Genomic DNA, 24,614 nt, shown 5'->3' on the forward strand with positions numbered 1-24,614 from the left:
CCTGTGTGTCGAAATCCTGCCGGCCGGCGCCGTTCCGCCGGCCCTGTGAAATCAGTCGCTCACGCGTCGCCGTCCGCTTCCGCCTGGCTCTCGATGGCTTCCATGTCCTCGTCCGAGAGGCCGAAGTGGTGGCCGATCTCGTGCACGAGCACATGGGTGATGAGGCCGCCCAGCGTTTCCTCATGATCGGCCCAGTAGTCGAGAATGGGCCGGCGGTAGAGGAAGATCGTGTTGGGCATCTGCCCGGTCCACAGGTTGCCGCCGCCTTGCGCCAGCCCGCTGCCGTGGAACAGGCCGAGCAGGTCGAACGGCGACTCGCACTCCATGATGTCGAGCGTCTCGTCGTCGGGAAAATCCTCGATGCGGATGACGACGTCGCGCGCCATGTCCCGGAACGCCTGCGGCAGGGAGGCGAAGGCGGCGGCCGCCAGATCCTCGAACACGTCGAGGCCCGGCGCCATCACCTCACGCCAGCGCATCGCACCCGAGCGGCTCGCATCCGACCGGCTCATGGCTCACCCCGCAATTGCAGCAGGAGAAGCAGGAGCAGGACGGCCGCCGCGAGGAAGCCAAGCGCCCGGCCGATGCGCCTGCCCCACAACTCGATCGGATCGGGCGCCTCGCCTGCCATCGTCAGCGCCAGTCGCGCACGTCCACGAAGCGCCCGGCAATCGCGGCGGCTGCCGCCATCGCCGGCGAGACGAGGTGCGTGCGGCCCTTGAAGCCCTGCCGGCCCTCGAAATTGCGGTTCGATGTCGAGGCGCAGCGCTCGCCCGGCTCCAGCTTGTCGGCGTTCATGGCAAGGCACATCGAGCAGCCCGGCTCGCGCCATTCGATGCCCGCATCAATGAAGACGCGGTCGAGCCCCTCGGCCTCCGCCTGCAGCTTGACGAGGCCCGAGCCGGGCACGACCATGGCCTTGACCCGCTCGTTCACCCGGTGCCCGGCGACGATGCGCGCCGCCGTGCGGATGTCCTCGATGCGGCCGTTGGTGCAGGAGCCGATGAACACGCGGTCGATCCCGATATCGGTGATCTTCGTGCCCGGCGTCAGGCCGATGTAGTCGAGCGCGCGCCACTTCGCCTGCCGCTTCATCTCGTCCGCGATCTCGTCGGGGTTCGGCACCACGCCCGTGACCGACACCACGTCCTCCGGGCTCGTGCCCCAGGTGACGATGGGCGGCAGGCGCGCGCCGTCGAGCTTGACCTCGCGGTCGAAGAACGCGCCTTCGTCCGTGCGCAGGCTGTCCCAGTAGCGCACGGCCGCGTCCCACGCATCCCCGCGCGGGGCCTTTGGGCGATCCTTGAGATATGCGTAGACCTTCTCGTCCGGCGCCACCATGCCGGCGCGCGCACCGCCCTCGATGGTCATGTTGCACACGGTCATGCGCCCCTCGACCGACAGCGAGCGGATCGCCTCGCCGGCGAACTCGACGACGTGGCCGGTGCCGCCCGAGGTGCCGATCTCGCCGATGATGGCGAGCACCACGTCCTTGGCCGACACGCCCTCGGGCAACTTGCCGTCGACGGTGACACGCATGTTGCGCGCCTTCGTCTGGATCAGCGTCTGGGTGGCGAGCACGTGCTCCACCTCGGAAGTGCCGATGCCGTGGGCCAGCGCGCCGAACGCGCCGTGGGTCGAGGTGTGGCTGTCGCCGCAGACGATGGTCGTGCCCGGCAGCGTGAAGCCCTGCTCGGGGCCGACGACGTGGACGATGCCCTGGCGCTTGTCCAGCTCGTTGTAATATTCGAGGCCGAAGTCCCTGGCGTTCACCGCCAGCGCCTCGACCTGCTGGGCGCTTTCGGGATCGTCGATGCCCTTGGAGCGGTCTGTCGTGGGCACGTTGTGATCCACCACCGCGAGTGTGCGGCCAGGCGCACGCACCTTGCGGCCCGCGACCCTGAGCCCCTCGAAGGCCTGCGGGCTCGTGACCTCGTGCACGAGATGGCGGTCGATGTAGAGCAGGCAGGTGCCGTCCTCCTGCTCGGAAATGACGTGGTCGTCCCAGATCTTGTCGTAAAGCGTGCGGGGTTTTTTGTGGTTCTGGCTGGCGCTCATGGCCTTACCTTCAATATCGCGCGACTGCCGCCGGAGGGGCGCATCGTCTTGAAAAAAGCGAGAGAGAGTTCAAAAAATGGACCGCGCGTCGGGTCAACGCGGCCGACACTGACGCCGGTCCTTCCGGCGTCAGCGAATAAGGCCCGCGGCAAGCGACGCGGTAAAACGCCCGAAGAACCGCCACGGCAGACGGGCGTGATCGTGCAATGCGGCAAACTCCTGCGTCGTCGGCCACTTGCGCCGAGCAACGTTGCGCGCCAGCGGGCGAACCACCGATTTTTCAGGCACAGGCGTCGTCATGAGAATTGTTCTTATCACAGCCCCGATGCGGTAACAAATGCTTTTATACAGGCCGGAAAAACGCAACAAAAAAACAAAAAGGGCAGCGCCGCTCACGCGGGCCGCCCCTCGATACACGCCTGCCGCCGGCGTCTTACTCCGCCGCGGGAGCCGCATCCTTGTTCTCGCTCTTCTTGGCGAGACGGTTGCGGTCGACGCGCTCGGCGATACGGGCGGACTTGCCGCGACGGTCGCGCAGGTAATACAGCTTGGCGCGACGCACGCGGCCGCGGCGCACGACCTTGATCGAATCGATGATCGGCGAGTAGATCGGGAACACGCGCTCCACGCCCTCGCCATAGGAAATCTTGCGCACGGTGAAGCTCTCGTGCAGGCCGGAACCGCCGCGGGCGATGACGACGCCCTCATAGGCCTGAACGCGGGAGCGCTCGCCTTCCTTCACGCGGACGTTCACGATGACCGTGTCGCCGGGCTGGAACTCGGGGATCGCACGGGCTGCGGAAAGCTTTTCAATCTGCTCTTTCTCGAGCTGTTCGATGATGTTGCTCATTGGTCCTTGACTCCTGCCGACGCACCTTGCGGTGCAGCGTTTCGGCGCGCTGTTTTCAGTTGATTCCCCCACGGGCCGCCGAACAGCAAGCCGACGCGGAGGATGGTGGCCTATACACGAGCGTGGCGCGGTTGTCGAGGTGCTTACATATTCTTCCCGCGACAGCCGCCACTCGCGCCCGCCGACCGGATGGGGTAGAATGATCACAAAATAGGAAAGTCCATCATGAGCAACGTCAACGGCGACCTGATACTGGAACATTTGAAGCGGATTCAGGCGAAGCTCGATGCCTTGCAGGAAGGGCAGAACGACCTGAAAGTGCGCCTGTCCGAATTGTCGGAGCGCACCGCCGCCCAATGGGCCGCCGACGCATGACAGGATGGACGCGCGGATCGCCTCGAAGCGCGCTTGCAGCGGATCGAGGCACGGCTGGATCTGATTAGCTGAGCTCCAACGTGCGGCCATCGTGCCTGCAATCAGCGATTGTCGCTATCTTTACGGAAACTCGGGAATAAATCCGGCCGTCTCTCGCGCGTGATCCGTTCCGCTTCCTCGCGCCGGAAGCGGGCGACGGCGGCATGGTTGCCCGACAGCAGCACGTCGGGGATCGCCCGCCCCTCCCATTCGCGCGGGCGGGTATAGTGGGGGTATTCGAGCAGGCCGGCCTCGAAGCTCTCCTCCGTGCCGGACTGGTCATGGCCCATGACGCCCGGCAGCAGCCGCACACAGGCGTCGAGCAGCACCATGGCGGCAAGCTCGCCGCCCGAGAGCACGTAGTCGCCGATTGACACCTCCTCAAGGCCGCGCCCGGCGATCACCCGCTCGTCGACGCCCTCGAAACGCCCGCAGACGACGACGACGCCCGGCCCCTCGACGAGTTCGCGCACACGCGCCTGCGTCAGCGGCCGGCCGCGCGGGCTCATCAGCAGGCGCGGCCGTGGATCGCCGGCGGGGCTCACCGCATCGACGGCCGCCGCCAGCACGTCGGCGCGCAGCACCATGCCGGGACCGCCGCCCGCCGGCGTGTCGTCCACGCTGCGGTGGCGGCCGAGGCCGTGATGGCGGATGTCATAGGCATCGAGCGCCCAGTCGCCGCGCCGCAGCGCCTCGCCGGAGAGGCTGATGCCGAGCGGCCCCGGAAACATCTCCGGAAACAGCGTCAGCACGCTGGCCCGCCAGCCGGCGGCGTCACTCGCGGGGTGCGTCATCGTCGCCATCGCTGAACAGCCCTTCCGCCGCCACCACGATGCGGCCCCCGGCGACGTCCACCACCGGCACGAAGGCCTTGGTGAACGGCAGCAGCGCATTGGGCCGGCGCCCGAGGGCGGGCACGGGCGCGATCTCGATCACGTCGCCGCCGCCGAAATCGTGGAACGCCACCAGACGCCCGATGACGGCGCCCGCCTCGTCCTCGACGCGCGCGCCGATGACGTCGGCCTGCAGGAATTCGTCTTCCTCGAGTTCCACCTGCAGCCGCTCGCGCGGCACGTAGAGGCGCACGCGGTTCAGCGCCTCCGCCGCCTCGCGGCTCGCGACCCCCTCGACCCGGGCGACGAACATGTCGTGCGTGCCCGAAACCGGCCGCAGGCCGAGAAGGACGACAGGCGCGCCGCTCTCCGTCTCCAGGGGGTTGTAGGTGACGATGGCGGCGGGATCGCCGGTATGCGACTTCAGACGCACCTCGCCACGGACGCCATGGGCGCGGCCGAACTCGCCAACAAGGATGCGATCCTGGACGCGGCCGCGCTTGGTCTCAGCCATGATCCGCGTCCGTCACGCTCACGCTTCCGCGGCTTCTTCCGCGGGGGCGGCCGCAGCAGCGGCCCGCTCGGCGCGCTCGGCCGCGCGCTCCTGCGCCTTCTTGCCGGGCTCGGCCTTCTTCGGGTTGCTGCGGGTCGGGCGGGTCGCCACGCCGGCGCCATCGAGGAAGCGCAGCACGCGGTCGGTCGGCTGCGCGCCCTTCGCCAGCCACTCCCTGGCCTTCTCGGCGTCGAGCGTGATACGGGCCGGATCGTCCTTCGCCTTCAGCGGATCATAGGAGCCGATGCGGTCGATGAAACGGCCGTCACGCGGCGCGCGCGCATCCGCAACCACGATACGGTAATAGGGGCGCTTCTTGGCGCCGCCACGGGCGAGACGAATCTTGAGAGCCATATTGAATTTTTCCCTTTAACTGACTGATATATAAAACGATACTGCTACTTCTTCTTGCCGAATGGATTGCCGAACAGCCCCGCCGGCGGTTTTCCGGCAATCGGCTTGCCGAGGCCAGGCAGGCCCGTCGGCAAACCGCCGCCCGGCCGGCCGAGCCCCGGAAGGCCACCGCCCGGCGGCAGGGACGGCAACCCGCCCGGGGCGCCGCCGCCGGGGATGCCTCCGGGCATGCCGCCGGCGAGCCCCGCCGGCAACTGCTTCTTCATTTCCTCCAGAGCCTCCGGCGTGATCCTGGAAGGATCGATCTGCGGCATGCCGCCGCCGAGCCCGAACATGTTGCCGAGCGCGCCGGCGATGCCACCACGCCCGCCCTTGCCCATGGCCTTCATCATGTCCGCCATCTGGCGGTGCATCTTGAGGAGCTTGTTGACGTCCTCGACCCTCGTGCCAGAACCCGCCGCTATCCTCTTCTTGCGGCTCGCCTTCAGGATATCGGGCGAACGCCTTTCCTTCGGCGTCATGGAATCGATGATCGCCTTCTGGCGCTTGAGCACCCGCTCGTCGAGATTGGCGTTGTCGATCTGGTTCTTGAGCTTGCCCACGCCCGGCATCATGCCGAGCACGCCCTTCATGCCGCCGATGCGCTCCATCTGGTTGATCTGGTCGCGCAGGTCGTTGAGGTCGAACTGGCCCTTGCGCATCTTCTCGGCCATGCGCAGGGCCTTTTCGGCGTCGATGTTCTCGGCCGCCTTCTCGACCAGCGAGACGATGTCGCCCATGCCCAGAATGCGGTTGGCGACCCGCTGCGGATGGAAGTCCTCCAGCGCGTCGATCTTCTCGCCGGTGCCCACGAGCTTGATCGGCTTGCCGGTGACGGCGCGCATGGAGAGCGCCGCGCCGCCGCGGCCGTCGCCGTCCATGCGGGTGAGCACGATGCCGGTGATGCCGACGCGCTCATCGAAGGCGCGGGCGGTGTTGACCGCGTCCTGGCCGGTGAGGCTGTCGGCGACGAGCAGCACCTCGTGCGGGTCGGTGAGCGCCTTGACCTCGGCGACCTCGGCCATCAGCGCCTCGTCGATGGTGACGCGGCCGGCGGTGTCGAGCATTACGACGTCGTAACCGCCGAGACGCGCCGCCTCCAGCGCGCGCCGCGCGATCTGCGCCGCCGACTGGCCCGCGACGATGGGCAGGGAATCGACGCCGACCTGTTTCGCGAGCACCGCGAGCTGCTCCATCGCCGCCGGCCGGCGGGTGTCGAGCGACGCGAGCAGCACCTTGCGCTTTTCCTTGTCGGCAAACCGGCGGGCGATCTTGGCCGTGGTCGTCGTCTTGCCCGAGCCCTGGAGGCCGACCATCAGGACGGCGACCGGCGGCAGCGCATCGAGGCTGATGGTGACGGCATCCTTGCCCAGCATCTCGACGAGCTGGTCGTGGACGATCTTCACCACCATCTGGCCGGGGGTCACCGACTTGACGATATTGGCGCCGACGGCGGCCTCCCTCACCTTGTCGGTGAAGCCGCGCACCACTTCGAGCGCCACATCGGCCTCAAGCAGCGCGCGGCGGACCTCGCGCAGCGCCGCGTTGACGTCCGCCTCGGTCAGCGCGCCCCGGCGCGTCAGCGTCTCGAGAATGCCGGAAAGCTTGTCGGAAAGGCTTTGGAACATGGCTGTCTCCGATTATCCGTTGCTGGATATGGGCGCGCGAACGGCCGGCGCGCAACCCCGCAATGCGACGCGCACCCCCATGAAAGCCCGGACCAGACCCGGCCGCAACACCCCGTCGCGGCCCGTTTCACCAACCATGCGGTTCTCTCCACCATCCGCCCGGCGACAAGTCCTCGTGTTCGCGGCGCGCAAAGCCTGAACGCGCCCGAGGGCGCAACGCGCTGTCGGACGTTGACCTCCGGCCGGGATAGCCCGGACACGGTCGGCGGCTCGCGAACAAGGGTTCGGGCAGATATCCGGGCCTTATGCGGCGGGTCCGGCCCGCGAGTCAAGCGAAAACCCGTGCGGGGGATGCATTCATTGAAACGCGGCCAGGATTGGCATATACATGGCATATACATGACTGTTCAAACATGGAGGTGCGTCATGTCGCAGCCTATCCGTACACCCCCGGCGCGCACCCCGTCGACGACGAAAGAGGTCAAGCTCTTTCGCAACAACCGCAGCCAGGCCATCCGCATCCCAGCCGAGTTCCAACTGCCGAGTTCCAACTGCCCGGCGACCGCGCGCTGATCACCCGCGAGGGCGACCGCCTGATCATCGAGCCGGTCAAGAAAAGCCTGCTGGAGATCCTCTCCACCCTCGAACCGCTCGGACCGGAAGACGACTTTCCCGACATAGACGAGAGCCTGCTGCCGCTCGAAGACGATGTCGACCTATGACGAGGCCACGCTTCCTGCTGGACACCAACATCGTCTCCGACCTCGTCCGCAGCCCCCATGAGGGAAAGGCGGCCAGACATATAGCAAAAATCGGCGACCACCTGCTGGCGACGAGCATCATCGTCGTCGCCGAGCTGCGGTTCGGGTGCGCGAAACGTCGTTCCCGGAAGCTGGAGCGGCAGGTCGAGGCCGTACTGAAGGGGCTGCACATCCTCCCCCTCGACATCCCCGCCGATGCCGCCTATGCGGCCATTCGCGCGGAACTGGAAGCCGGCAAGCCGATCGACGCGCACGATCTGCTCATCGCCGCCCATGCCCGGGCGCTCGACATGACGTTGGTGACAGCCAACACCGGCGAGTTCACCCGCATCAAGGGACTGAAGGTCGAGAACTGGCTGGCGTAAACGCCGCAAATCCGGCTACTCCGGCACGTCCTTCCCGGCCGGCGGCGCATCCGCATCGGCAGCCGGGGGCAGCGTAGCGGGGCCGGCGCCGTTTTTCGGCTGCGACGGCCCGCCTCCCGGTTCGACCGGCTGCACGTAGATATACACTTCGAGGGACTCGTCCGTGGGCACGGTGAGGTCGGTGACGTATTCCTCGATGAAGGCGTCGCGGACGATGATGTTCTTGCTGTCGAGATAGGTCGTGATCGCCTCATAGGCGGCGTCGATGTCGTCATAGGCCGAAGCGTGGATGAAGCGGAACGCCTTGCCCGAGGGGCTGACCCCGAGCCGGACGTCCGGCGCGGGACCGGCGGACATATCCGTCTTGTCCGCTTTCTCCCTGTCCGCTTTCGCCGCGGCATGCTCCACCACCGCCTGGCGCAGCGCTTCCTGCGCCTCGCCCTCGGCCCCGTCAACGGCGACGGGCAGCATGGCGTCGAACTTGAAGCCCGTATCCTCCGTCTGCGTGAAGACGGCCAACGGCCGTCCCCTGACGTCGAAACCCGCCGCCATCACGATCTCGTCAAGCGCCCGGAACGTGGCGGCGAGAGCGTCGAACCCCTTCTCCCAGGTGCTTTGCGACGACAGCACCACCGTCCGGCGCGGCGCGATATCCACGTCGTCGACGCCGCCGATCTCGGCGGGTGGCGGGGCGAGCGTGGTGCGGGACGGATCCATGGTTGCGCCGGGCGCGGCATCGTCCGGCGACAGCGACAACCGGCTGGCATAGGGTATGAAGGGCGCGGGAGGCGTGACGGGCGTCGCCGTCTCCTGCCCGGCGCCGGCGGGCGGCAGCGGGGTCGCGCGCGCCGTTGCCGCCACCGCGACGGACGCCGCGAGGGCGATCGCCGCGACGAACGCCGGCCTGCGGACCGAAGCCAGCAGACCGTTCAGGGCATCCCTTGCGCGCATCAAGTGATCTCCGGCATGTGACTTCCCATATGTGACTTCCCATGGGCGGCCGCAGAACACGGACAACCGGCACGGGCCATCCGCTAGGCCCTCCCGGAATGAGTGCATCGATTGTCGGCGTATCCACGATGACCATCAAGCCACACCGGCGGCAAAATTGAAAGACTCGCCATTTTCCCCAAGTTGCATCATATGTGCGTTACCTGACAGGCGCAGTCTGTCGATACATCTGGAACGCCCCAACCGGAAACGACGCATCGGAACAGCCCAGTTGAACACGCTCGCCAATCTGCCCTTCCTGAAGATGAACGGTCTCGGCAACGAGATCGTGGTGCTTGACCTGCGCGGCACGTCCCATGTCGTGACGGCGGGCGAGGCGCGGGCCATCGCAGGGTTCGAGCGGGCGAAGTTCGACCAGCTCATGGTGCTGCATGATCCGGTCTCGGAAGGCACCGACGCCTTCGTGCGCATCTACAACGCCGACGGGTCGGAGGCGGGCGCCTGCGGCAACGGCACGCGCTGCGTGGCATGGGCGATCCTGCACGGCACGGACCGGGACACGACTACCGTCGAGACCGCCGCCGGCCTCCTCGCCTGCCGGCGCCTCGGCAACGACGTGTTCAGCGTCGACATATTCAGCGTCGACATGGGCACGCCGCGCGTCGGCTGGCGCGACATCCCCCTCGCCCACGCGGTGCCGGACACGGACGCGCTGCCCCTCCACCGGGACGTGCCGGACCTGCCGGCGCTCGATGCGCCGGTCGGGGTGAGCATGGGCAACCCGCATGCGGTGTTCTTCGTCACCGACGCCGCGGCCTACGACCTCGCCGCCATCGGCCCCGCGCTGGAGCACGATGCGCTGTTTCCCGAGCGCGCCAACATATCGCTGGCCGAGGTGGTGGACCGGGAGCACGTCGTCCTGCGCGTCTGGGAGCGCGGCGCGGGCGAAACGCTTGCCTGCGGCTCGGGCGCCTGTGCCGCGGCGGTCGCCGCCGTCCGGCGCGGCCTGACGGAGCGGCGCGTCGAGGTGCGCCTGCCTGGCGGCCCGCTCGTCATCGAATGGCGGGACGACGGCCACGTGCTGATGACCGGCCCGGCCGAATTCGAATGGGCCGACAGCCTGCCCCCCGCCCTTTTCCGCACTGCCGCCGCCTGATGAGCGTCGAGGTCGTCACCTTCGGCTGCCGGCTCAACATCGCCGAATCCGAGGCGCTGCGCCGCCATGCGGAAGCGGCCGGCCGGCAGGACGTCGTCATCGTCAACACCTGCGCGGTGACGGCGGAGGCGACCCGCCACGCGCGCCAGAGCATCCGCCGCATCAAGCGCGAGCGCCCGGGCGCCGAGATCGTCGTCACCGGCTGCGCGGCGCAGATCGAGCCCGGGCGCTTCGCCGCCATGCCCGAGGTGGCGCGCGTCATCGGCAACGCCGAAAAGATGCGCCCGGAAAGCTGGACCCTCACGCAGACGGAACGCGTCTCGGTGAGCGACATCATGACCGTCCGCGACACCGCGCCGCAGATGGCCGACGCCTTCGAGGGCCACACCCGCGCCTTCGTGCAGGTCCAGAACGGCTGTGACCACCGCTGCACCTTCTGCGTCATTCCCTATGGCCGGGGTCCGTCGCGCTCGGTGCCGATGGGCGCGGTGGTCGACGGCATCAGGCGCCTCGTCGACAACGGCTATCGCGAGGCGGTCGTCACCGGCGTCGACATCACGAGCTACGGCGCGGATCTGCCGGGGCGGCCGACGCTCGGCCTCCTGGTGAAGAACATCCTGCGCCACGTGCCGGACCTCGCGCGCCTGCGGCTCTCCTCCATCGACTCAGTGGAGGCCGACGAGCACCTCATGGAGGCGATCGCCACCGACGCGCGGCTGATGCCGCATCTGCATCTCTCCCTGCAATCGGGCGACGACCTCATCCTGAAGCGCATGAAGCGCCGCCATTCCCACGCGGACACGCTGCAATTCATCGAGACGGTGCGCGGCCTGCGCCCGGAGATGGTGTTCGGCGCGGATGTCATCGCCGGCTTCCCGACCGAGACGGACGAGATGTTCGCCCGCACATGCGAGGCGATCCTCGCCTATGGGCTGACGCACCTGCACGTGTTCCCGTTCTCGCCCCGCCCCGGCACGCCGGCGGCGCGCATGCCGCAGGTGGCGCGCGAGGCGGTGAAGGAACGTGCCGCCCGCCTGCGCGATCTCGGCGCCCGCCTGCTGGAACGCCACCTCGCCGGCGAGGTAGGGCGCGAGCACATCGTGCTGACGGAGCGAGGCGGCATCGGCCGCACGGAGGCGTTCACGCCGGTGCGCCTTGCCGCTTCATCCGCCCCCGGGCAGCTCCTGCCGGTCGGCATCGCCGGGCACGACGGGCGGCATTTGATCGCGGCCTGACGACGGCCGCATGCCAAGGCCGAGGCGGGCAAGCGTTGCCGCCATATGGGCGGGCGGCGGCGCCTCCACGCGGATCGGCTCGCGTTTGGGATAGAGCGGCAGCGTGATCACCCGCGCGTGCAGATGCAGCCCCGGACCGCCCACGCCCGGTCCACTTTGGCGCGGCGCATTGCCGTAGATCGGATCGCCGAGGATCGGAAAGCCGCTCGCCGCGCAGTGGACGCGCAACTGGTGCGTGCGGCCGGTCACGGGTTCGAGCGCGAGCCACGCGAGACCGTCCGCCCGCGCGAGCACCCGCCAGCGGGTGAGCGCCGGCTGGCCGGCCGGATCGACCTTCATCCACCAGCCCCGATCCGGATCGCGCGGGCCGAGCGGCAGATCGATCTCGCCGCAATCGGCCTGCGGGCCGCCCTCGACGACGGCCCAATAGACCTTCTCCACCTGATTGCCGCTGAACAGCTTGCCGAGCCGCTCCAGCGCCTTGCGGTGGCGGCCGAGCACGAGGCAGCCCGAGGTGTCGCGGTCGAGGCGGTGGACGAGTTCCGGCACGCGCGGCAGGCCGAAGCGCAGCGCCGGCAGAAAATCCGTCAGCGTCGCGTCCCGGCCGGAGGATCGAAAGCCGATCTGACTGGATCGGTTTTCGATCTGCGATTCTTTATTTGGAGCGAATTCTGATCGATCAGATGATCTCATCTGATCGGAAAGCGCTCTAGCATTGCGCGAGGCGGCGTTGCGCGGCCCCGGATGTACCGGCAGCCCGGCCGGCTTGTCGATGACGAGCATCAGCGCGTCGCGATAGAGCACGCGGCGCATTATATCCGCTTCTGTGACTTCCCCGTTCATGCCGTTCGGGCTATCGAGGACGGCGACCATTGGCAAGCCCCATGTTGACGAGCCCCGTCTGCTGTGAATCCGGCCGGGCCAGAAACAAGCACACGAACGGACGACAGAGATGACCACCGACGACGACCGGCAGGAAGAGCGGCAGGACGGCAGGAAGCGTGGCCTGTTCTCCCGCCTCTTCGGCCGCAGGCAAGACGAGCAGCCGGAAAGCCCGCTGCCGGAGGGCGAGGACGTTGCACCGCCCCCGCCGCCGGAGGCAGGCGGCAACGTCCCGCCGGAATCGGTCGCGCCGGCCCCGCCGGACGAATGGGCGCCGCCCCCCGTCGCAGCCGCAGACGCCCCCGAACCGGCGTTGGCCGCAGGGCCCGAACCGCACGAGCCGGAGCCCACACCCGAGGCGGAGGCGGAGCCGGAACCCGAGCCCAAGACCGGCTGGTGGCGGCGGCTCAAGGACGGCCTGTCGCGCACGTCCTCCAGCATCGGCTCGGGGATCGTCGGCATCTTCACCAAGCGCAAGCTCGACATCACGACGCTGGAGGAGCTGGAGGACGTCCTCATCCAGGCCGATCTCGGCGTCGCCATGGCCACCCGCGTCACCGAGGCGGTGGGCAAGGGCCGCTACGAGAAATCCATCGAGCCCGAGGAGGTCAAGGCCATCCTCGCCAGCGAGGTCGGCGCAGTGCTGGAGCCGGTGGCGAAGCCGCTCGTCATCGATGCGGCGAAGAAACCGTTCGTGATCCTGATGATCGGCGTCAACGGCGCGGGCAAGACGACGACCATCGGCAAGCTGGCGCACAAGTTCCGGGCCGAGGGCCGCTCGGTGATGCTCGCCGCCGGCGACACCTTTCGCGCCGCCGCCATCGAGCAGCTTTCGGTATGGGGCGAGCGCACCGGCGCGCGCGTCATCCGCCGCGAGCAGGGCGCGGATGCGGCGGGCCTCGCCTTCGACGCGCTGAAGGAGGCCGAGGCAACCGGCACCGACGTGCTGCTCATCGATACCGCCGGGCGCCTGCAGAACAAGGCGGGGCTGATGGCGGAACTCGAAAAGGTCATCCGCGTCATCAAGAAGCGCGACGAGACCGCCCCCCACGCCGTGCTGCTGGTGCTCGATGCCACGACGGGGCAGAATGCCGTCAACCAGGTGGAGATCTTCGGTGAGGTCGCGGGCGTCACCGGGCTCGTGATGACCAAGCTCGACGGCACGGCGCGCGGCGGCATCCTGGTGGCGATCGCCGACAAGTTCGGACTGCCGGTGCATTTCATCGGCGTCGGCGAGGGCGTCGAGGATCTGGAGCCCTTCGCGGCGGACGAATTCGCCCGCGCCATCGCGGGACTTGAGGAAGCTTGAGAGCATGACACAGAAAATCGAGACAGGGCATTCGGGCCTGCCGCCCGTCACCAAGCTGCTGCTGGAGATGGGGCCGCTGATCCTGTTCTTCGTGGCGAACGCCCGTCCGGCCTATTTCACGCCGCTGATCGGCCCGCTGCTGCCGGCGGACATGAGCGCCGACCATGTCGGCATCTTCGCCGCCACCGCGGTGTTCATGCTGGCGACGGTGGCGGCGCTCGCCGTCAACTACGGGCTGGAACGGCGTCTGCCGATCATGCCGCTGGTCTCGGGGATCGTCGTGGTGACCTTCGGCGCCATGACGCTGTGGCTCAACGACGACCTGTTCATCAAGCTGAAGCCCACCATCGTCAACTGCCTGTTCGGCAGCATTCTGCTCGGCGGCCTCTTCCTGTTCGACAAGCCGCTGCTGCCGATCATCTTCAGCAGCGTGTTCCAGCTCGACGACGAGGGCTGGCGCAAGCTCACCTTCCGCTGGGGCGCGTTCTTCTTCGTGCTCGCGGCCATCAACGAGATCGTCTGGCGCACCCAGAGCACGGACTTCTGGGTGAGCTTCAAGGTGTTCGGCATGATGCCGATCACGCTCGCCTTCGCCGTCGCCCAGACACGGCTCATCCTGAAACACTCCCTGCCGGAGGAGGCGCAGGGCTGAGCGTCTATCGGGAAGCCGCCGCCTCCGCGATGGCGGTCTCCAGCGTCGTGGCGAGGGCTTCGGGCGTCAGCGGACCGATGTGCTTGTGGCGGATCGTGCCGTCCCCCGCCACCACGAAGGTCTCCGGCACGCCGTAGACACCCCAGTCGATGCCGACGCGCCCGCTCTCGTCCGCACCGACGCGCGTGAACGGATTGCCGAGCGCGCCCAGAAACCGGCGGGCGTTCTCCGGCGCGTCCTTGTAGTTGATGCCGACCACCTCCACGCGCGGATCCGAGGCGAGCCGCACCAGCAACGGATGCTCCTGCCGGCAGGGCACGCACCACGACGCCCAGACGTTGACGATCGTCACCTTTCCCGTCTTGAGGTCCGCGGTCGCGAGGCCGGGCACCGGCGCGCCGTCGCGCGTCAGCCCGTCGAGCGGCGGCAGGTCGAAGGCGGGCACCGCGCGCCCGATCAGCGCCGAGGGCACGCGCGAGGGATCGCCGTCCACGAGGCGGGTGAAGAACAGCGCCGCCAGCGCGCCGAAGACGACGAGCGGCAGCAGCACCAGCAGGCGGCGGTGCGGTTTCGGGGAGGCCGGGGATTCGACCGTGTCACTCATGCCGCGCCCTTCATGCCGCGCTTTTGCGCCGCGACCGGCGATGGACCCCGCGTGCCTCGAGCGCCGCCAGCGCCCGCACCTGCGCCCGGTGGTCGAGCACCGCCCGCAGGATCAGCCCGCCGACGACGAGAACGGCGAAGGCATAGGCCGCTAGGATGTAGCCGAAATAGGGACCGCTCATCGCAAACCTCTTATGGCACACCTCTCACGGCGTCACCTCCACCGGCGTGACGGCGGGCGTGGACGAACGCTCACGCCGCTGCGCTTCCTGTTGCTGCGCCTCTTGCAGGCTCAGCGCGCGCACCCGCCGGCGCAGGATCTCGGTGCGCATGCCCGACAGATGCAGCGCCACGGCGAGCAGCGAGAAGCCCGCCGCCGTCACCAGAAGAGGCCAGAGCATGGAGGCGTCGATGGTCGAGCCGCCGAGCCGGAAGACGGAAGCCGGCTGATGCAGGGTGTTCCACCAGTCGACCGAGAACTTGACGATGGGAATGTTGACGAAACCTACCAGCGTCATGATGGCGACGGCGCGCGCCGCGACGGCGGGCTCCTCGAAGGCGCGCCACAGGCCCATGATGCCGAGATAGATCAAGAGCAGCACGAGCTCCGACGTGAGCCGCGCGTCCCACACCCACCACGTGCCCCACATCGGCTTGCCCCAGATGGAGCCGGTGACGAGGCACAGGAACGTGAACGCCGCCCCGATGGGCGCGGCCGCCTTCTGCGCCACGTCGGCGAGCGGATGGCGCCACACCAGCGTGCCGATGGCCGAGCCCGTCATCATGGCATAGAGGAACAGCGACAGCCACGCGGCCGGCACGTGGATATACATGATGCGCACGGTCGCGCCCTGCTGGTAGTCGTCCGGCGCGTGGAAGAACACCAGCCAGAAGCCGACGGCAAGCAGCACCGCCGCCGAGCCCGCGAGCCAGGGCAGCACGCGCCCTGAAAGCGACAGGAAGCGGGTCGGATTGGCGAGTGCCGTGAGCATGGTCCCGGGAAATCTCCTGAACAGTCGGCGCGTCACGCCACTTCTTCGATATAGGGTGTTGCGCCAATTTAGAACAACGACAGTTTCATCTACCTCTAACCGCGCGCGCGGCGCGCGACAATGCGATAATATGCCCCTGACGATATCGGACCTCTGCACGGACGGGCCGGCCTCGCTCACCCCTCCGCCCTCAGCGCCACCGCTGCCGATACCGCGCCGGTGACGATGGCGAACAGGCTGATCGCGCACAGGATCAGGAACGGCGACAGGAACGGCACCGTCCCGCCCGTCGCCGCCTGGGCAGCGGAGACGCCGAAGATCAGCGTCGGCACCATCAGCGGCATCACCAGGATCGACAGGATGAGCCCGCCGCGCCGCAGCCGCGCGGTGAGCGCCGCGCCCACCATGCCGGTGAAGGTCAGCGCCGGCGTGCCCACGAAGAGCGTCACCGCAACCGCCAGCATGGCGTCGGGCGTCAACGCCAGCAGCAACCCGAACAGCGGCGCGAACAGGGCGAGCGGCAGGCCGGTCGCTAGCCAGTGCGCGATCCCCTTGGCAATGACCGCAAGCTCCAGCGGCAGATCACCGGCCAGGATGATGTCGAGCGAGCCGTCCTCCTCGTCGGCCTGGAACAGCCTGTCGAGCCCGATGAGCGTGGCGAGCACCGCCGCGAGCCACAGGATGGCCGGGCCGATGCGCGACAGCAGGTTGAGGTCCGGGCCGATGGCGAAGGGAATGAGCGTCACCAACATCAGGAAGAACACCAGCGGCAGCCCGCCCGCGCCGCCGATCCGCCCCGCGATCGCGAGGTCGCGCCGGACGATGGCCCAAAACGCCCCCATCACCACGCCTCTCCGTCCTCATCGGTTTCGACCGGCGGCACGATGCGCAGCACATCCTCGCCGTCGAGCCCGAGCGGCTGGTGCGTCGCCGCGACGATGATGCCGCCTCCCGAAAGATGCTCCCGCATCAGCCGCGTCAGCAGCGCCGAGGACGCCGCGTCGAGCGCCGACGTCGGCTCGTCGAGCAGCCAGATCGGCCGGGATGCGACAAAAAGTCGCGCCAGCGCCACCCGCCGCCGCTGACCGGCCGAGAGATACGCCACCGGCAGTTGCGCGAGATGCGCGACGTCGAATTTCTCCAGCGCCGCTTCCGGCGACAGCGCCCCTCCGCCCAGCATCTCACGCGCGAAGGCGAGGTTTTCGTGTGCCGTCAGCATCGCCTTGAGGCCCTCGCGGTGGCCGACGAAGTTGATCGCCTCGGGCAACGGGCGCTCGTCCGCGAACGTGAGCGCGACCGTTCCGGCGGCGGGTTTCAGGCGCCCGCGCAGGATGGCGAGCAGGCTCGACTTGCCCGCGCCGTTGGCGCCGGTGACGACGAGTGCCCGGCCGCCGCCGAGCGAGAAACGAAGCCCTGAAAACAGCAGCCGCCCGGAACGGCGGCAGGCGAGATCGGTCGCGGAAAGGTGCAGATGAGGGCTGGAAGACAAAATTGGAATAATTCCTCTTTGGGCAATTGCGTTCGTGCGTCTAGCTCTTTAGAACCACTATCAACGGTCTAGCGCACCGACGCGAAACTGACTATATAGCACGCAGGCTGCGCCGCGCGCGTGACGCGCGGGGACCTGGGCACTCCCGGGGCGGCGCGCGCGTTCGGCGCTTCCAGGCTTGGCATTCGTGTCTCACATCCCCGCAAGGATCACGCAATGACAACTTCCAACGACAGTTTCAAATCCCGCAGCACCCTTCAGGTGGGCGACAAGTCGTACACCTATTTCTCGATCCCCGAGGCCGAGAAGAACGGCCTTGACGGCGCCTCCCGCCTCCCCTTCTCCACCCGCGTGCTGCTCGAGAACCTGCTGCGGTTCGAGGACGAGCGGACCGTCAAGCGCGACGACATCGTCGCCGTCGTGGACTGGCTCGACAACAAGGGCAAGGTGGAGAAGGAAATCGCCTTCCGCCCCGCCCGCGTGCTGATGCAGGACTTCACCGGCGTCCCCGGCGTCGTGGATCTGGCGGCCATGCGCGACGCCATGAACCGGCTCGGCGGCGATCCGCAGAAGATCAACCCGCTGGTGCCCGTCGACCTCGTCATCGACCACTCGGTGATCGTCGACGAGTTCGGCACGCCGCGCGCCTTCCATGACAACGTCGAGAAGGAATACGAGCGCAACGGCGAGCGTTACCGCTTCCTGCGCTGGGGCCAGGACGCCTTCGACAATTTTCGCGTCGTGCCCCCCGGCACCGGCATCTGCCACCAGGTGAACCTGGAATACCTGTCGCAGACCGTCTGGACGCGGACGGAGAACGGCGAGACCGTCGCCTATCCCGACTCGCTCGTCGGCACCGACTCGCACACCACCATGGTCAACGGCCTCTCGGTGCTCGGCTGGGGCGTGGGCGGCATCGAGGCGGAGGCGGCAATGCTCGGCCAGCCGCTCTCCATGCTTATTCCGGAAGTCATCGGCTTCAAGCTCACCGGCAAGCTGAAGGAAGGCGTCACCGCCACCGACCTCGTGCTCACCGTCACCCAGGCGCTGCGCAAGAAGGGCGTGGTCGGCAAGTTCGTCGAGTTCTACGGCCCGGGCCTCGACGCGCTGACCATCGAGGACCGCGCCACCATCGGCAACATGGCGCCGGAATATGGCGCGACCTGCGGCTTCTTCCCCGTCGACGACGCGACGTTGCGCTACCTGCGCAAGACCGGCCGCGCCGACGACCGCGTGGCGCTGGTCGAGGCCTACGCCAAGGCGCAGGGCACGTTCCGCACCGCCGATACGCCCGATCCCGAGTTCACCGACACGCTGTCGCTCGATCTCGGCGACGTCGTGCCCTCGATGGCCGGCCCCAAGCGCCCGCAGGACCGGATCCTGCTGTCGGGCACGAAGCAGGGCTTCATCGACGCGATGGACACGGAGTTCAAGAAGGCGGCCGACATCGCCAATCGCTACAAGGTCGAGGGCAAGAACTTCGACCTCGGCCACGGCGACGTGGTGATTGCCGCCATCACCTCGTGCACCAACACCTCGAACCCCAGCGTGATGATCGGCGCGGGCCTCCTGGCGCGCAACGCCGTCGCCAAGGGCCTGAAGTCGAAGCCGTGGGTCAAGACCTCGGTCGCGCCCGGCTCGCAGGTGGCGGGTGAATATCTGGAGAAGTCCGGCCTGCAGAAGGATCTCGACGCGCTCGGCTTCAACATCGTCGGCTACGGCTGCACGACCTGCATCGGCAACTCGGGTCCGCTCGCCGAGGAGATCTCCAAGGCGATCAACGACAACGGCATCGTCGCCGCCGCCGTGCTGTCGGGCAACCGCAACTTCGAGGGCCGCATCAGTCCCGACGTGCGCGCCAACTACCTCGCCTCGCCGCCGCTCGTCGTCGCCTACGCGATCGCGGGCTCGATGCAGATCGACCTGACGACCGAGCCGCTCGGCATCGGCTCGGACGGCCAGCCGGTGTTTCTCAAGGACATCTGGCCCTCCTCGCAGGAGATCCAGGAGTTCATCGACAGGAACATCACGCAGGAGCTGTTCCGCCGCCGGTACGGGGACGTGTTCACCGGCGACGACAACTGGAAGGGCATCACCGTGTCGGGCGGCCTCACCTACCAGTGGGACGCATCGTCCACCTACGTGCAGAACCCGCCCTACTTCGAGGGCATCACCAAGACGCCGGAGCCGGTCGAGGACATCGTCGACGCCCGCATTCTCGGCCTCTTCCTCGATTCGATCACGACGGACCACATCTCGCCCGCCGGTTCGATCAAGGAGGCGAGCCCCGCCGGCCGCTACCTGCGCGAGCATCAGGTGCGCCCGCAGGACTTCAACCAGTACGGCACGCGCCGCGGCAACCATGAAGTCATGATGCGCGGCACCTTCGCCAACATCCGCCTGAAGAACCAGGTGGTGCGCGATGAGGCCGGCAACGTCGTCGAGGGCGGCTGGGCCGTGCACTTCCCCTCCGGCGAGCGGCTCGCGATCTACGACGCGGCCGAGCGCTACAAGGCGGAGGGCGTGCCGCTCGTCGTGTTCGCCGGGCGCGAGTACGGCACGGGCTCGTCGCGCGACTGGGCGGCCAAGGGCACCAAGCTCCTCGGCATCCGCGCCGTCGTTGCGCAGAGCTTCGAGCGCATCCACCGCTCCAACCTCGTCGGCATGGGCATCCTGCCGCTCGTGTTCGAGGAAGGCACGTCGTGGGAGACGCTCGGCCTCAAGGGCGACGAGCAGGTGACCATCCGCGGCCTCGGCGAGGAGCTGCAGCCGCGCCAGAAGATCGAGGCGCAGATCACCTTCGCCGACGGCCGGGTCGAGACGGTGCCCCTCGTTGTGCGCATCGACACGCTGGACGAGCTGGAGTACTTCCGCAACGGCGGTATCCTGCACTACGTTCTGCGTCAGCTCGCGGCGTGATGCCAACGGCCAGCCCACGCGGCGCTTGAGCGACACCCGTTCGGCGCCGGTCGCAGACCGGGCCGGCGGCAAGACGCCGGCGATTTCGGCTCCGCCGCACGCGTTGCGGGGTGGAAATCGTGTCACGCAATTGTAAAACGGGGAGCGCCGGCGCTTGGATAAGCGCCGGCGCTCATGTATAGGGAATCATCCCGGATCGACGTGCCCCGGAGCAGTCCGGCGCAAGCCTTTGTATTTGCCGCTTTCCATGGCATGCGGCCGCAGAATCAGGAGTACCGCGATGGCATCCACCTTCGAGACCGTCGCCGATATCATCGCCGAAACGTCGGATATCCCGCGCGACCAGATCACGCCGGAAAGCCACGCCATCGACGACCTCGGCGTAGACTCGCTCGCCTTCCTCGACATCGCCTTCGCCATCGACAAGGCGTTCGGCATCAAGCTGCCGCTGGAGCAGTGGACGCAGGAAGTCAACGACGGCAAGGTTCCGGCCGAGCAGTATTTCGTCCTCAAGAACCTCGCCGCGCGCATCGACGAACTCGTCGCCGCCAAGGGCTGAGGCGGCACCGGCCGGACGCCTGCGCGCCCGGCATCCCCGAACTCCCGCAAGTGAAACCTGCAAGTGGACCCTGCAAGTGAGTGAAACCTGCAATTGAAAGAATCATTCGCTATGATCATGCAGCCTTCGCTTGTCGCCCTGCCCCTCCCGGCTGCCCGCCCCCCTGCGGAGCGCTTCGGGGGCCGGCGGGCTGCACGGTAAATAGCCATCCATGCGCCTCGAATACTTTCAGATGATCGACCGGGTCACCTCCTTCGACGAGGAGGGCGAGCGGCTCGAAGCCCATTCGACCGTGCCGCTCGACAGCCCGGTATTCGAGGGGCATTTCCCCGGCCACCCGCTGATGCCCGGCGTGCTGCTGACGGAGACCATGGCGCAGGCGTCCGGCTACCTCATTCTCGGTCTTCTGCGGTTCACCCACATGCCGTTTCTCGCCAGCGTCGAGAAGGCGAAGTTCCGCTCGTTCGTCGGCCCCGGCGCGCCGCTCGTCATCGGCACGGCGCGCACGCACCAGGGCTCGGGCTACGCGGTGACGCGCGCCCGCATCGCGAGCGAGGGCAAGACCATCTGCGACGCGGAGCTGATGTTCCGGCTGCTGCCCTTCCCCGATGGCCTGTCGGCCCGCATGCGGTCCCAGGCGGCGGATATCGGTCTCGTTCTGGAGAACGCCTGATATGCCAAACAGCCCAGTGCGCGAACACGCCCGTGACGTCTGGATCACCGGCATCGGCCTCGTCTCGAATCTCGGCGAGGGCCGCCAGGCGCATCTCGCGGCGCTCGACGGCGACAGCGACCCGCAGGTCGATACCGACACCTTTGCCCCCTACCCCGTCCACCCCGTCGTGCCGCTGGAGTGGGAACGGCAAATTCCGAAGAAGGCCGACCAGCGCCAGATGGAGAACTGGCAGAAGCTCGGTGTCTACGCCGCCGGGCTCGCGCTGGACGATGCCGGGCTCGCACGCGACAATCCCTTGCGGCAGAACGTGCACATGATCGTGTCGGCCGGCGGCGGCGAGCGCGACTATGCGGTGGATGGGCAGATCCTGTCCGGCATCGCCACCGCCGACAGCCCCGACGCCTTCCTCAACGAGCGGCTGATGAGCGACCTGCGGCCGACGCTGTTTCTGGCGCAGCTGTCGAACCTGCTCGCCGGCAACATCGCCATCGTCCACGGCGTCACGGGCGCGTCGCGCACCTTCATGGGCGAGGAGCAGGCGGGCGTCGATGCCGTGCGCGTTGCGCACGCCCGCGTCACCGCCGGCCAGGGCGACATCTTCCTCGTCGGCGGGGCCTACAACGCCGAGCGGCCCGACGCGCTGCTGATCTACGAGCTCGGCGGCTACCTGTGGACGGAGCATTATGCCTCCGTGTGGGACCGGCCCGGCGAGGGCGGCGGCTTCATTCTCGGCAGCGGCGCCGCCTTCCTGGTGCTGGAAGCGCGCGAGCACGCCGAGGCGCGCGGCGCCAAGCCGCTCGCCGTGCTGCGCGCGGTGGCGTCCGACCAGCCGCGCCGCCAGCCAGGGTCTGTGGGCAGCTCTGTTGAAAAGCTGTGGATGGAAAGTGCAAGATCGTTCCGCGGCATCGGCGGCGCGGTCTTCTCGGGCGCGACCGGCGTCGCCGGCATCACCGAGGAGGAGCGCGGCTCCCTGACGAAGCTCGTGCCGCAGATCCCGGTCCACGCCACCGGTGACCTCTTCGGCAACACGCTGGAGGCGCAGTTTCCGCTCGGCCTCGCGCTCGCCACCACGGCGCTGGAGGCGGGGCGCCTGCATCAGGCCGTGGTCACCAGCGTCGGCCACAAGCGCGGCGAGGGCGTCGCCCTGCTCGAAGCCGTGCCGAACGGAGGCAGGTCAGCATGACGACGACAGCGTCCACCACCCGCGACAAGCTCGGCCGGCCGCTCGTGGCGATCACCGGCGCCGGCATCGTGACCTCGCTCGGCCAGGGCAAGGCCGACAACTGGTCGGCCCTGACGCAGGGGCGCTCCGGCGTTCACCGCATCACCCGCTTCGACACGAGTAACCTGCGCACCACCATTGCCGCGACCGTCGATTTCCTGCCCGACGCGTTCTCCAGCGCCCCGGTGCTGTCCGAGCGGCTCGCCGTGCTCGCCGCCGAGGAGGCGATTGCCCAGGCCGGCATCGGCAGCCTCCCCGCGAAGGGCGCGGCGGGGGTGTTTCCGGGCGCGCTTTTCCTCGCGGTCCCGCCCGTCGAGATGGAATGGCCGCAGCGCATCGCGCTGGCGCGCGCATCAGCCAAGACGGACGCCGTGTCCTACGCGGATCTGCTGCGCGCGGCCGCGTCCGGCGCGTTCACCGAGTGGCACGATCTGTTCCTGTTCGGCACCGTGGCCGATCATCTGTCCGCGCATTTCGGCATCGAGGGCTCGCCGATCTCGCTGTCGACGGCCTGTTCGTCCGGCGCAACCGCGATCCAGCTCGGGGCCGAGGCCATCCGCCGGGGCGAGACGCAGGCGGCGCTCGCCATCGGCACGGACGGCTCGGTGCATGTCGAGGCGCTGGTGCGCTTCTCGCTGCTCTCGGCGCTCTCCACCAACAACGCCGAGCCGGAGCGCGCGTCACGTCCCTTCTCCAAGAACCGCGACGGCTTCGTCATGGGCGAGGGCGCGGGCGCCATGGTGCTGGAGGACTACGACGCCGCGAAGGCACGCGGCGCGACCGTCCTCGGGTTCGTTGCCGGCTGCGGCGAGCACGGCGACGGCTTCCACCGCACCCGCACGAGCCCGGACGGCGCGCCGGCGATCGCCGCGATCCGGCAGGCCATCGAAGACGCGGGCCTGACGCCCGACGATATCGACTACATCAACGCCCACGGCACCAGCACGCCCGAGAACGACAAGATGGAGGCGCTCGCCTGCAACGCCGTGTTCGGCGAGCGCACGGGCGAGGTGCCGATTTCCTCCAACAAGTCCATGGTCGGCCACACGCTGAGCGCCGCCGGCGCGGTGGAGGCGGTGTTCTCGCTGCTGACGCTCATCAACGGCCGCCTGCCGCCGACCATCAACTACGAGATCCCGGACCCGGCGATCGCGCTCGATGTGGTGCCCAACACCGCTCGCGACGCCGCGGTGACGCGCGTGCTGTCGAACTCGTTCGGCTTCGGCGGGCAGAACACCTGCCTTGTCCTCGCATCGGAACCTTCGGTATGAGCAGCCCGGACACGAGCGGCGAAACGCGCAGGCGTGTCCTCGTCACCGGTGGGGCGAAGGGGCTGGGTGCCGCCATCGTCGAGACGCTGGTCGCCCAGGGCTTCGACGTCGATTTCACCTACCGCTCGTCGGGCGATGCGGCGGGTGCGGCAGCGGCGCGGCTGTCGGAGACCGGCGCGGACGTGCGCGCCTTCGCCCTCGACCTCGCCGACCGGCCGGCGCTCGACGCGTTCTGCAGCAAGGTGGCGGACGAAACCTATTTCGGCTTCATCCACAATGCCGGCCAGTCCTATGACACGCTCGCCGCCGTGATGGCGCAGGACCAGGCGCAGGCGGTGATGCAGGTCAATTTCTGGTCCTTCACGCAACTGGTGAAGACGCTGGTGCGGCCGATGATCCGCGCGCGCAGCGGTCGCATCGTGGCCATCGGCTCGGTCGCGGCGCTCCACGGCAACCCCGGCAACAGCGCCTATGCGGCCTCGAAAGGCGCGCTGCTCAGCTACCTGCGCACGCTGACCGTGGAGACGGCGCGGCGCGGCGTCACCGCCAACTACATCGCGCCGGGCTTCATCGACACCGAGATGCTCGCTCCCTACGCCGCCTATCGCGCCGACGTGGAGAAGCAGATCCCGGCGGGCCGCTTCGCCCATGTCGAGGAAGTCGCGGGGCTCGCCGCCTTCCTGCTCTCGGACGCCGCCGCCTATATCACCGGCGCGGTGCTGCCCATCGACGGCGGGCTCACCGCCCACATCGGCATCCATCGCTGATGTAGAGAGATTTGCATTGCAAACCTCTCTACCATTTATAGTTTTCCGCAACTTGCGTTTGATTTGATGCTCAAAT

28 protein-coding genes and 1 pseudogene are annotated in these 24,614 nt (G+C 68.2%); 13 read left to right on the plus strand and 16 right to left on the minus strand.

Going from position 1 to position 24,614, the window contains the following annotated elements; all coding sequences use genetic code 11:
• Positions 1–59: 59 nt before the first annotated feature.
• The 5 genes from ACUSIJ_RS01630 to rplS form a co-directional block, all read right to left on the minus strand.
• Positions 60–512, minus strand: a complete 453-nt coding sequence (locus tag ACUSIJ_RS01630) for a metallopeptidase family protein (protein WP_449306596.1) — start codon at positions 510–512, stop codon at positions 60–62.
• The gene (locus ACUSIJ_RS01635) at positions 509–631 is read right to left on the minus strand and encodes a hypothetical protein (RefSeq protein ID WP_449306597.1); all 123 of its coding nucleotides are present in this window, start codon (positions 629–631) and stop codon (positions 509–511) included. The genes ACUSIJ_RS01630 and ACUSIJ_RS01635 overlap by 4 nt, the downstream gene beginning before the upstream one ends.
• Positions 632–633: 2 nt before the next feature.
• Complete coding sequence (leuC, locus tag ACUSIJ_RS01640) at positions 634–2,058, minus strand: 3-isopropylmalate dehydratase large subunit (protein ID WP_449306598.1); 1,425 nt, start codon at positions 2,056–2,058, stop codon at positions 634–636.
• A gap of 129 nt (positions 2,059–2,187) precedes the next feature.
• Positions 2,188–2,454, minus strand: coding sequence for a hypothetical protein (locus tag ACUSIJ_RS01645; RefSeq protein ID WP_449306599.1), 267 nt, complete (start codon positions 2,452–2,454; stop codon positions 2,188–2,190).
• 37 nt (positions 2,455–2,491) lie between these two features.
• Positions 2,492–2,908, minus strand: a complete 417-nt coding sequence (gene rplS / locus ACUSIJ_RS01650; protein ID WP_449306600.1) for a 50S ribosomal protein L19 — start codon at positions 2,906–2,908, stop codon at positions 2,492–2,494.
• Positions 2,909–3,133: 225 nt separating this feature from the next.
• On the opposite strand from rplS, the gene ACUSIJ_RS01655 reads away from it, so the two are divergent.
• Positions 3,134–3,283 (plus strand): hypothetical protein, encoded by a 150-nt coding sequence (locus ACUSIJ_RS01655; protein WP_449306601.1) that lies wholly within the window; start codon positions 3,134–3,136, stop codon positions 3,281–3,283.
• Positions 3,284–3,384: 101 nt separating this feature from the next.
• Here the strand turns inward: ACUSIJ_RS01655 and trmD are convergent, their stop codons facing one another.
• From trmD to ffh, 4 genes are read right to left on the minus strand one after another with little or no spacing between them, the layout of a single operon-like run.
• Positions 3,385–4,125 (minus strand): tRNA (guanosine(37)-N1)-methyltransferase TrmD, encoded by a 741-nt coding sequence (gene trmD / locus ACUSIJ_RS01660; RefSeq protein ID WP_449306602.1) that lies wholly within the window; start codon positions 4,123–4,125, stop codon positions 3,385–3,387.
• Complete coding sequence (gene rimM, locus ACUSIJ_RS01665) at positions 4,097–4,669, minus strand: ribosome maturation factor RimM (protein WP_449306603.1); 573 nt, start codon at positions 4,667–4,669, stop codon at positions 4,097–4,099. Before rimM ends, trmD begins: the two co-directional genes overlap by 29 nt.
• A gap of 18 nt (positions 4,670–4,687) precedes the next feature.
• Entirely contained in the window at positions 4,688–5,062 is a 375-nt protein-coding gene (gene rpsP / locus ACUSIJ_RS01670; RefSeq protein WP_449306604.1) for a 30S ribosomal protein S16, read from the minus strand.
• 44 nt (positions 5,063–5,106) lie between these two features.
• On the minus strand, positions 5,107–6,729 hold the full coding sequence (ffh, locus tag ACUSIJ_RS01675) for a signal recognition particle protein (RefSeq protein WP_449306605.1): 1,623 nt from the start codon (positions 6,727–6,729) through the stop codon (positions 5,107–5,109).
• A gap of 426 nt (positions 6,730–7,155) precedes the next feature.
• Here ffh and ACUSIJ_RS01680 point away from each other — a divergent pair.
• A pseudogene (locus ACUSIJ_RS01680) lies at positions 7,156–7,451 on the plus strand (antitoxin).
• Positions 7,448–7,855 (plus strand): PIN domain-containing protein, encoded by a 408-nt coding sequence (locus ACUSIJ_RS01685; RefSeq protein WP_449306606.1) that lies wholly within the window; start codon positions 7,448–7,450, stop codon positions 7,853–7,855. The pseudogene ACUSIJ_RS01680 and the gene ACUSIJ_RS01685 overlap by 4 nt, the downstream one beginning before the upstream one ends.
• Before the next feature lie 15 nt (positions 7,856–7,870).
• Here ACUSIJ_RS01685 and ACUSIJ_RS01690 read toward each other — a convergent pair whose 3' ends face one another.
• On the minus strand, positions 7,871–8,806 hold the full coding sequence (locus ACUSIJ_RS01690; protein WP_449306607.1) for a hypothetical protein: 936 nt from the start codon (positions 8,804–8,806) through the stop codon (positions 7,871–7,873).
• Between the two features lie 271 nt (positions 8,807–9,077).
• On the opposite strand from ACUSIJ_RS01690, the gene dapF reads away from it, so the two are divergent.
• Together dapF and mtaB are read left to right on the plus strand one after the other, a co-directional pair.
• Complete coding sequence (gene dapF / locus ACUSIJ_RS01695; RefSeq protein WP_449306608.1) at positions 9,078–9,962, plus strand: diaminopimelate epimerase; 885 nt, start codon at positions 9,078–9,080, stop codon at positions 9,960–9,962.
• Positions 9,962–11,197, plus strand: a complete 1,236-nt coding sequence (gene mtaB / locus ACUSIJ_RS01700) for a tRNA (N(6)-L-threonylcarbamoyladenosine(37)-C(2))-methylthiotransferase MtaB (RefSeq protein ID WP_449306609.1) — start codon at positions 9,962–9,964, stop codon at positions 11,195–11,197. Before dapF ends, mtaB begins: the two co-directional genes overlap by 1 nt.
• On the opposite strand, the gene ACUSIJ_RS01705 is transcribed toward mtaB, so the two are convergent.
• The gene (locus ACUSIJ_RS01705; RefSeq protein ID WP_449306675.1) at positions 11,126–12,040 is read right to left on the minus strand and encodes an RluA family pseudouridine synthase; all 915 of its coding nucleotides are present in this window, start codon (positions 12,038–12,040) and stop codon (positions 11,126–11,128) included. The genes mtaB and ACUSIJ_RS01705 overlap by 72 nt on opposite strands.
• A gap of 109 nt (positions 12,041–12,149) precedes the next feature.
• On the opposite strand from ACUSIJ_RS01705, the gene ftsY reads away from it, so the two are divergent.
• Both ftsY and ACUSIJ_RS01715 read left to right on the plus strand, forming a co-directional pair.
• Positions 12,150–13,388, plus strand: a complete 1,239-nt coding sequence (ftsY, locus tag ACUSIJ_RS01710; RefSeq protein WP_449306610.1) for a signal recognition particle-docking protein FtsY — start codon at positions 12,150–12,152, stop codon at positions 13,386–13,388.
• 4 nt (positions 13,389–13,392) lie between these two features.
• Positions 13,393–14,040, plus strand: coding sequence for a septation protein A (locus ACUSIJ_RS01715; RefSeq protein WP_449306611.1), 648 nt, complete (start codon positions 13,393–13,395; stop codon positions 14,038–14,040).
• A gap of 4 nt (positions 14,041–14,044) precedes the next feature.
• Here ACUSIJ_RS01715 and ACUSIJ_RS01720 read toward each other — a convergent pair whose 3' ends face one another.
• The 5 genes from ACUSIJ_RS01720 to ccmA all read right to left on the minus strand — a co-directional run bounded on the left by ACUSIJ_RS01720 (position 14,045) and on the right by ccmA (position 17,106).
• The gene (locus tag ACUSIJ_RS01720) at positions 14,045–14,644 is read right to left on the minus strand and encodes a DsbE family thiol:disulfide interchange protein (protein WP_449306612.1); all 600 of its coding nucleotides are present in this window, start codon (positions 14,642–14,644) and stop codon (positions 14,045–14,047) included.
• A 10-nt stretch (positions 14,645–14,654) separates the two neighbouring features.
• Positions 14,655–14,825 carry a heme exporter protein CcmD gene (ccmD, locus tag ACUSIJ_RS01725; RefSeq protein ID WP_449306613.1) on the minus strand — a complete coding sequence of 57 codons (171 nt, stop codon included), beginning with the start codon at positions 14,823–14,825 and terminating at the stop codon, positions 14,655–14,657.
• 24 nt (positions 14,826–14,849) lie between these two features.
• Positions 14,850–15,635, minus strand: a complete 786-nt coding sequence (locus tag ACUSIJ_RS01730) for a heme ABC transporter permease (RefSeq protein ID WP_449306614.1) — start codon at positions 15,633–15,635, stop codon at positions 14,850–14,852.
• Positions 15,636–15,811: 176 nt separating this feature from the next.
• Positions 15,812–16,477 carry a heme exporter protein CcmB gene (ccmB, locus tag ACUSIJ_RS01735; RefSeq protein WP_449306676.1) on the minus strand — a complete coding sequence of 222 codons (666 nt, stop codon included), beginning with the start codon at positions 16,475–16,477 and terminating at the stop codon, positions 15,812–15,814.
• Positions 16,477–17,106: a heme ABC exporter ATP-binding protein CcmA gene (gene ccmA, locus ACUSIJ_RS01740; RefSeq protein WP_449306678.1), complete on the minus strand. Its 630-nt coding sequence runs from the start codon at positions 17,104–17,106 to the stop codon at positions 16,477–16,479. Before ccmA ends, ccmB begins: the two co-directional genes overlap by 1 nt.
• Before the next feature lie 234 nt (positions 17,107–17,340).
• On the opposite strand from ccmA, the gene acnA reads away from it, so the two are divergent.
• From acnA to ACUSIJ_RS01770, 6 genes are all read left to right on the plus strand, one after another.
• Positions 17,341–20,043 carry an aconitate hydratase AcnA gene (gene acnA / locus ACUSIJ_RS01745; RefSeq protein WP_449306615.1) on the plus strand — a complete coding sequence of 901 codons (2,703 nt, stop codon included), beginning with the start codon at positions 17,341–17,343 and terminating at the stop codon, positions 20,041–20,043.
• Positions 20,044–20,323: 280 nt separating this feature from the next.
• On the plus strand, positions 20,324–20,602 hold the full coding sequence (locus ACUSIJ_RS01750) for an acyl carrier protein (RefSeq protein WP_449306616.1): 279 nt from the start codon (positions 20,324–20,326) through the stop codon (positions 20,600–20,602).
• Positions 20,603–20,813: 211 nt separating this feature from the next.
• Positions 20,814–21,275 (plus strand): 3-hydroxyacyl-ACP dehydratase FabZ family protein, encoded by a 462-nt coding sequence (locus ACUSIJ_RS01755; RefSeq protein WP_449306617.1) that lies wholly within the window; start codon positions 20,814–20,816, stop codon positions 21,273–21,275.
• A 1-nt stretch (position 21,276) separates the two neighbouring features.
• Positions 21,277–22,461, plus strand: coding sequence for a beta-ketoacyl-ACP synthase (locus tag ACUSIJ_RS01760; RefSeq protein ID WP_449306618.1), 1,185 nt, complete (start codon positions 21,277–21,279; stop codon positions 22,459–22,461).
• Positions 22,458–23,771, plus strand: coding sequence for a beta-ketoacyl-ACP synthase (locus ACUSIJ_RS01765; RefSeq protein ID WP_449306619.1), 1,314 nt, complete (start codon positions 22,458–22,460; stop codon positions 23,769–23,771). Before ACUSIJ_RS01760 ends, ACUSIJ_RS01765 begins: the two co-directional genes overlap by 4 nt.
• On the plus strand, positions 23,768–24,538 hold the full coding sequence (locus tag ACUSIJ_RS01770) for an SDR family oxidoreductase (protein WP_449306620.1): 771 nt from the start codon (positions 23,768–23,770) through the stop codon (positions 24,536–24,538). The genes ACUSIJ_RS01765 and ACUSIJ_RS01770 overlap by 4 nt, the downstream gene beginning before the upstream one ends.
• Positions 24,539–24,614 lie beyond the last annotated feature (76 nt).

It is taken from the genome of Pseudochelatococcus sp. B33, assembly GCF_053570585.1.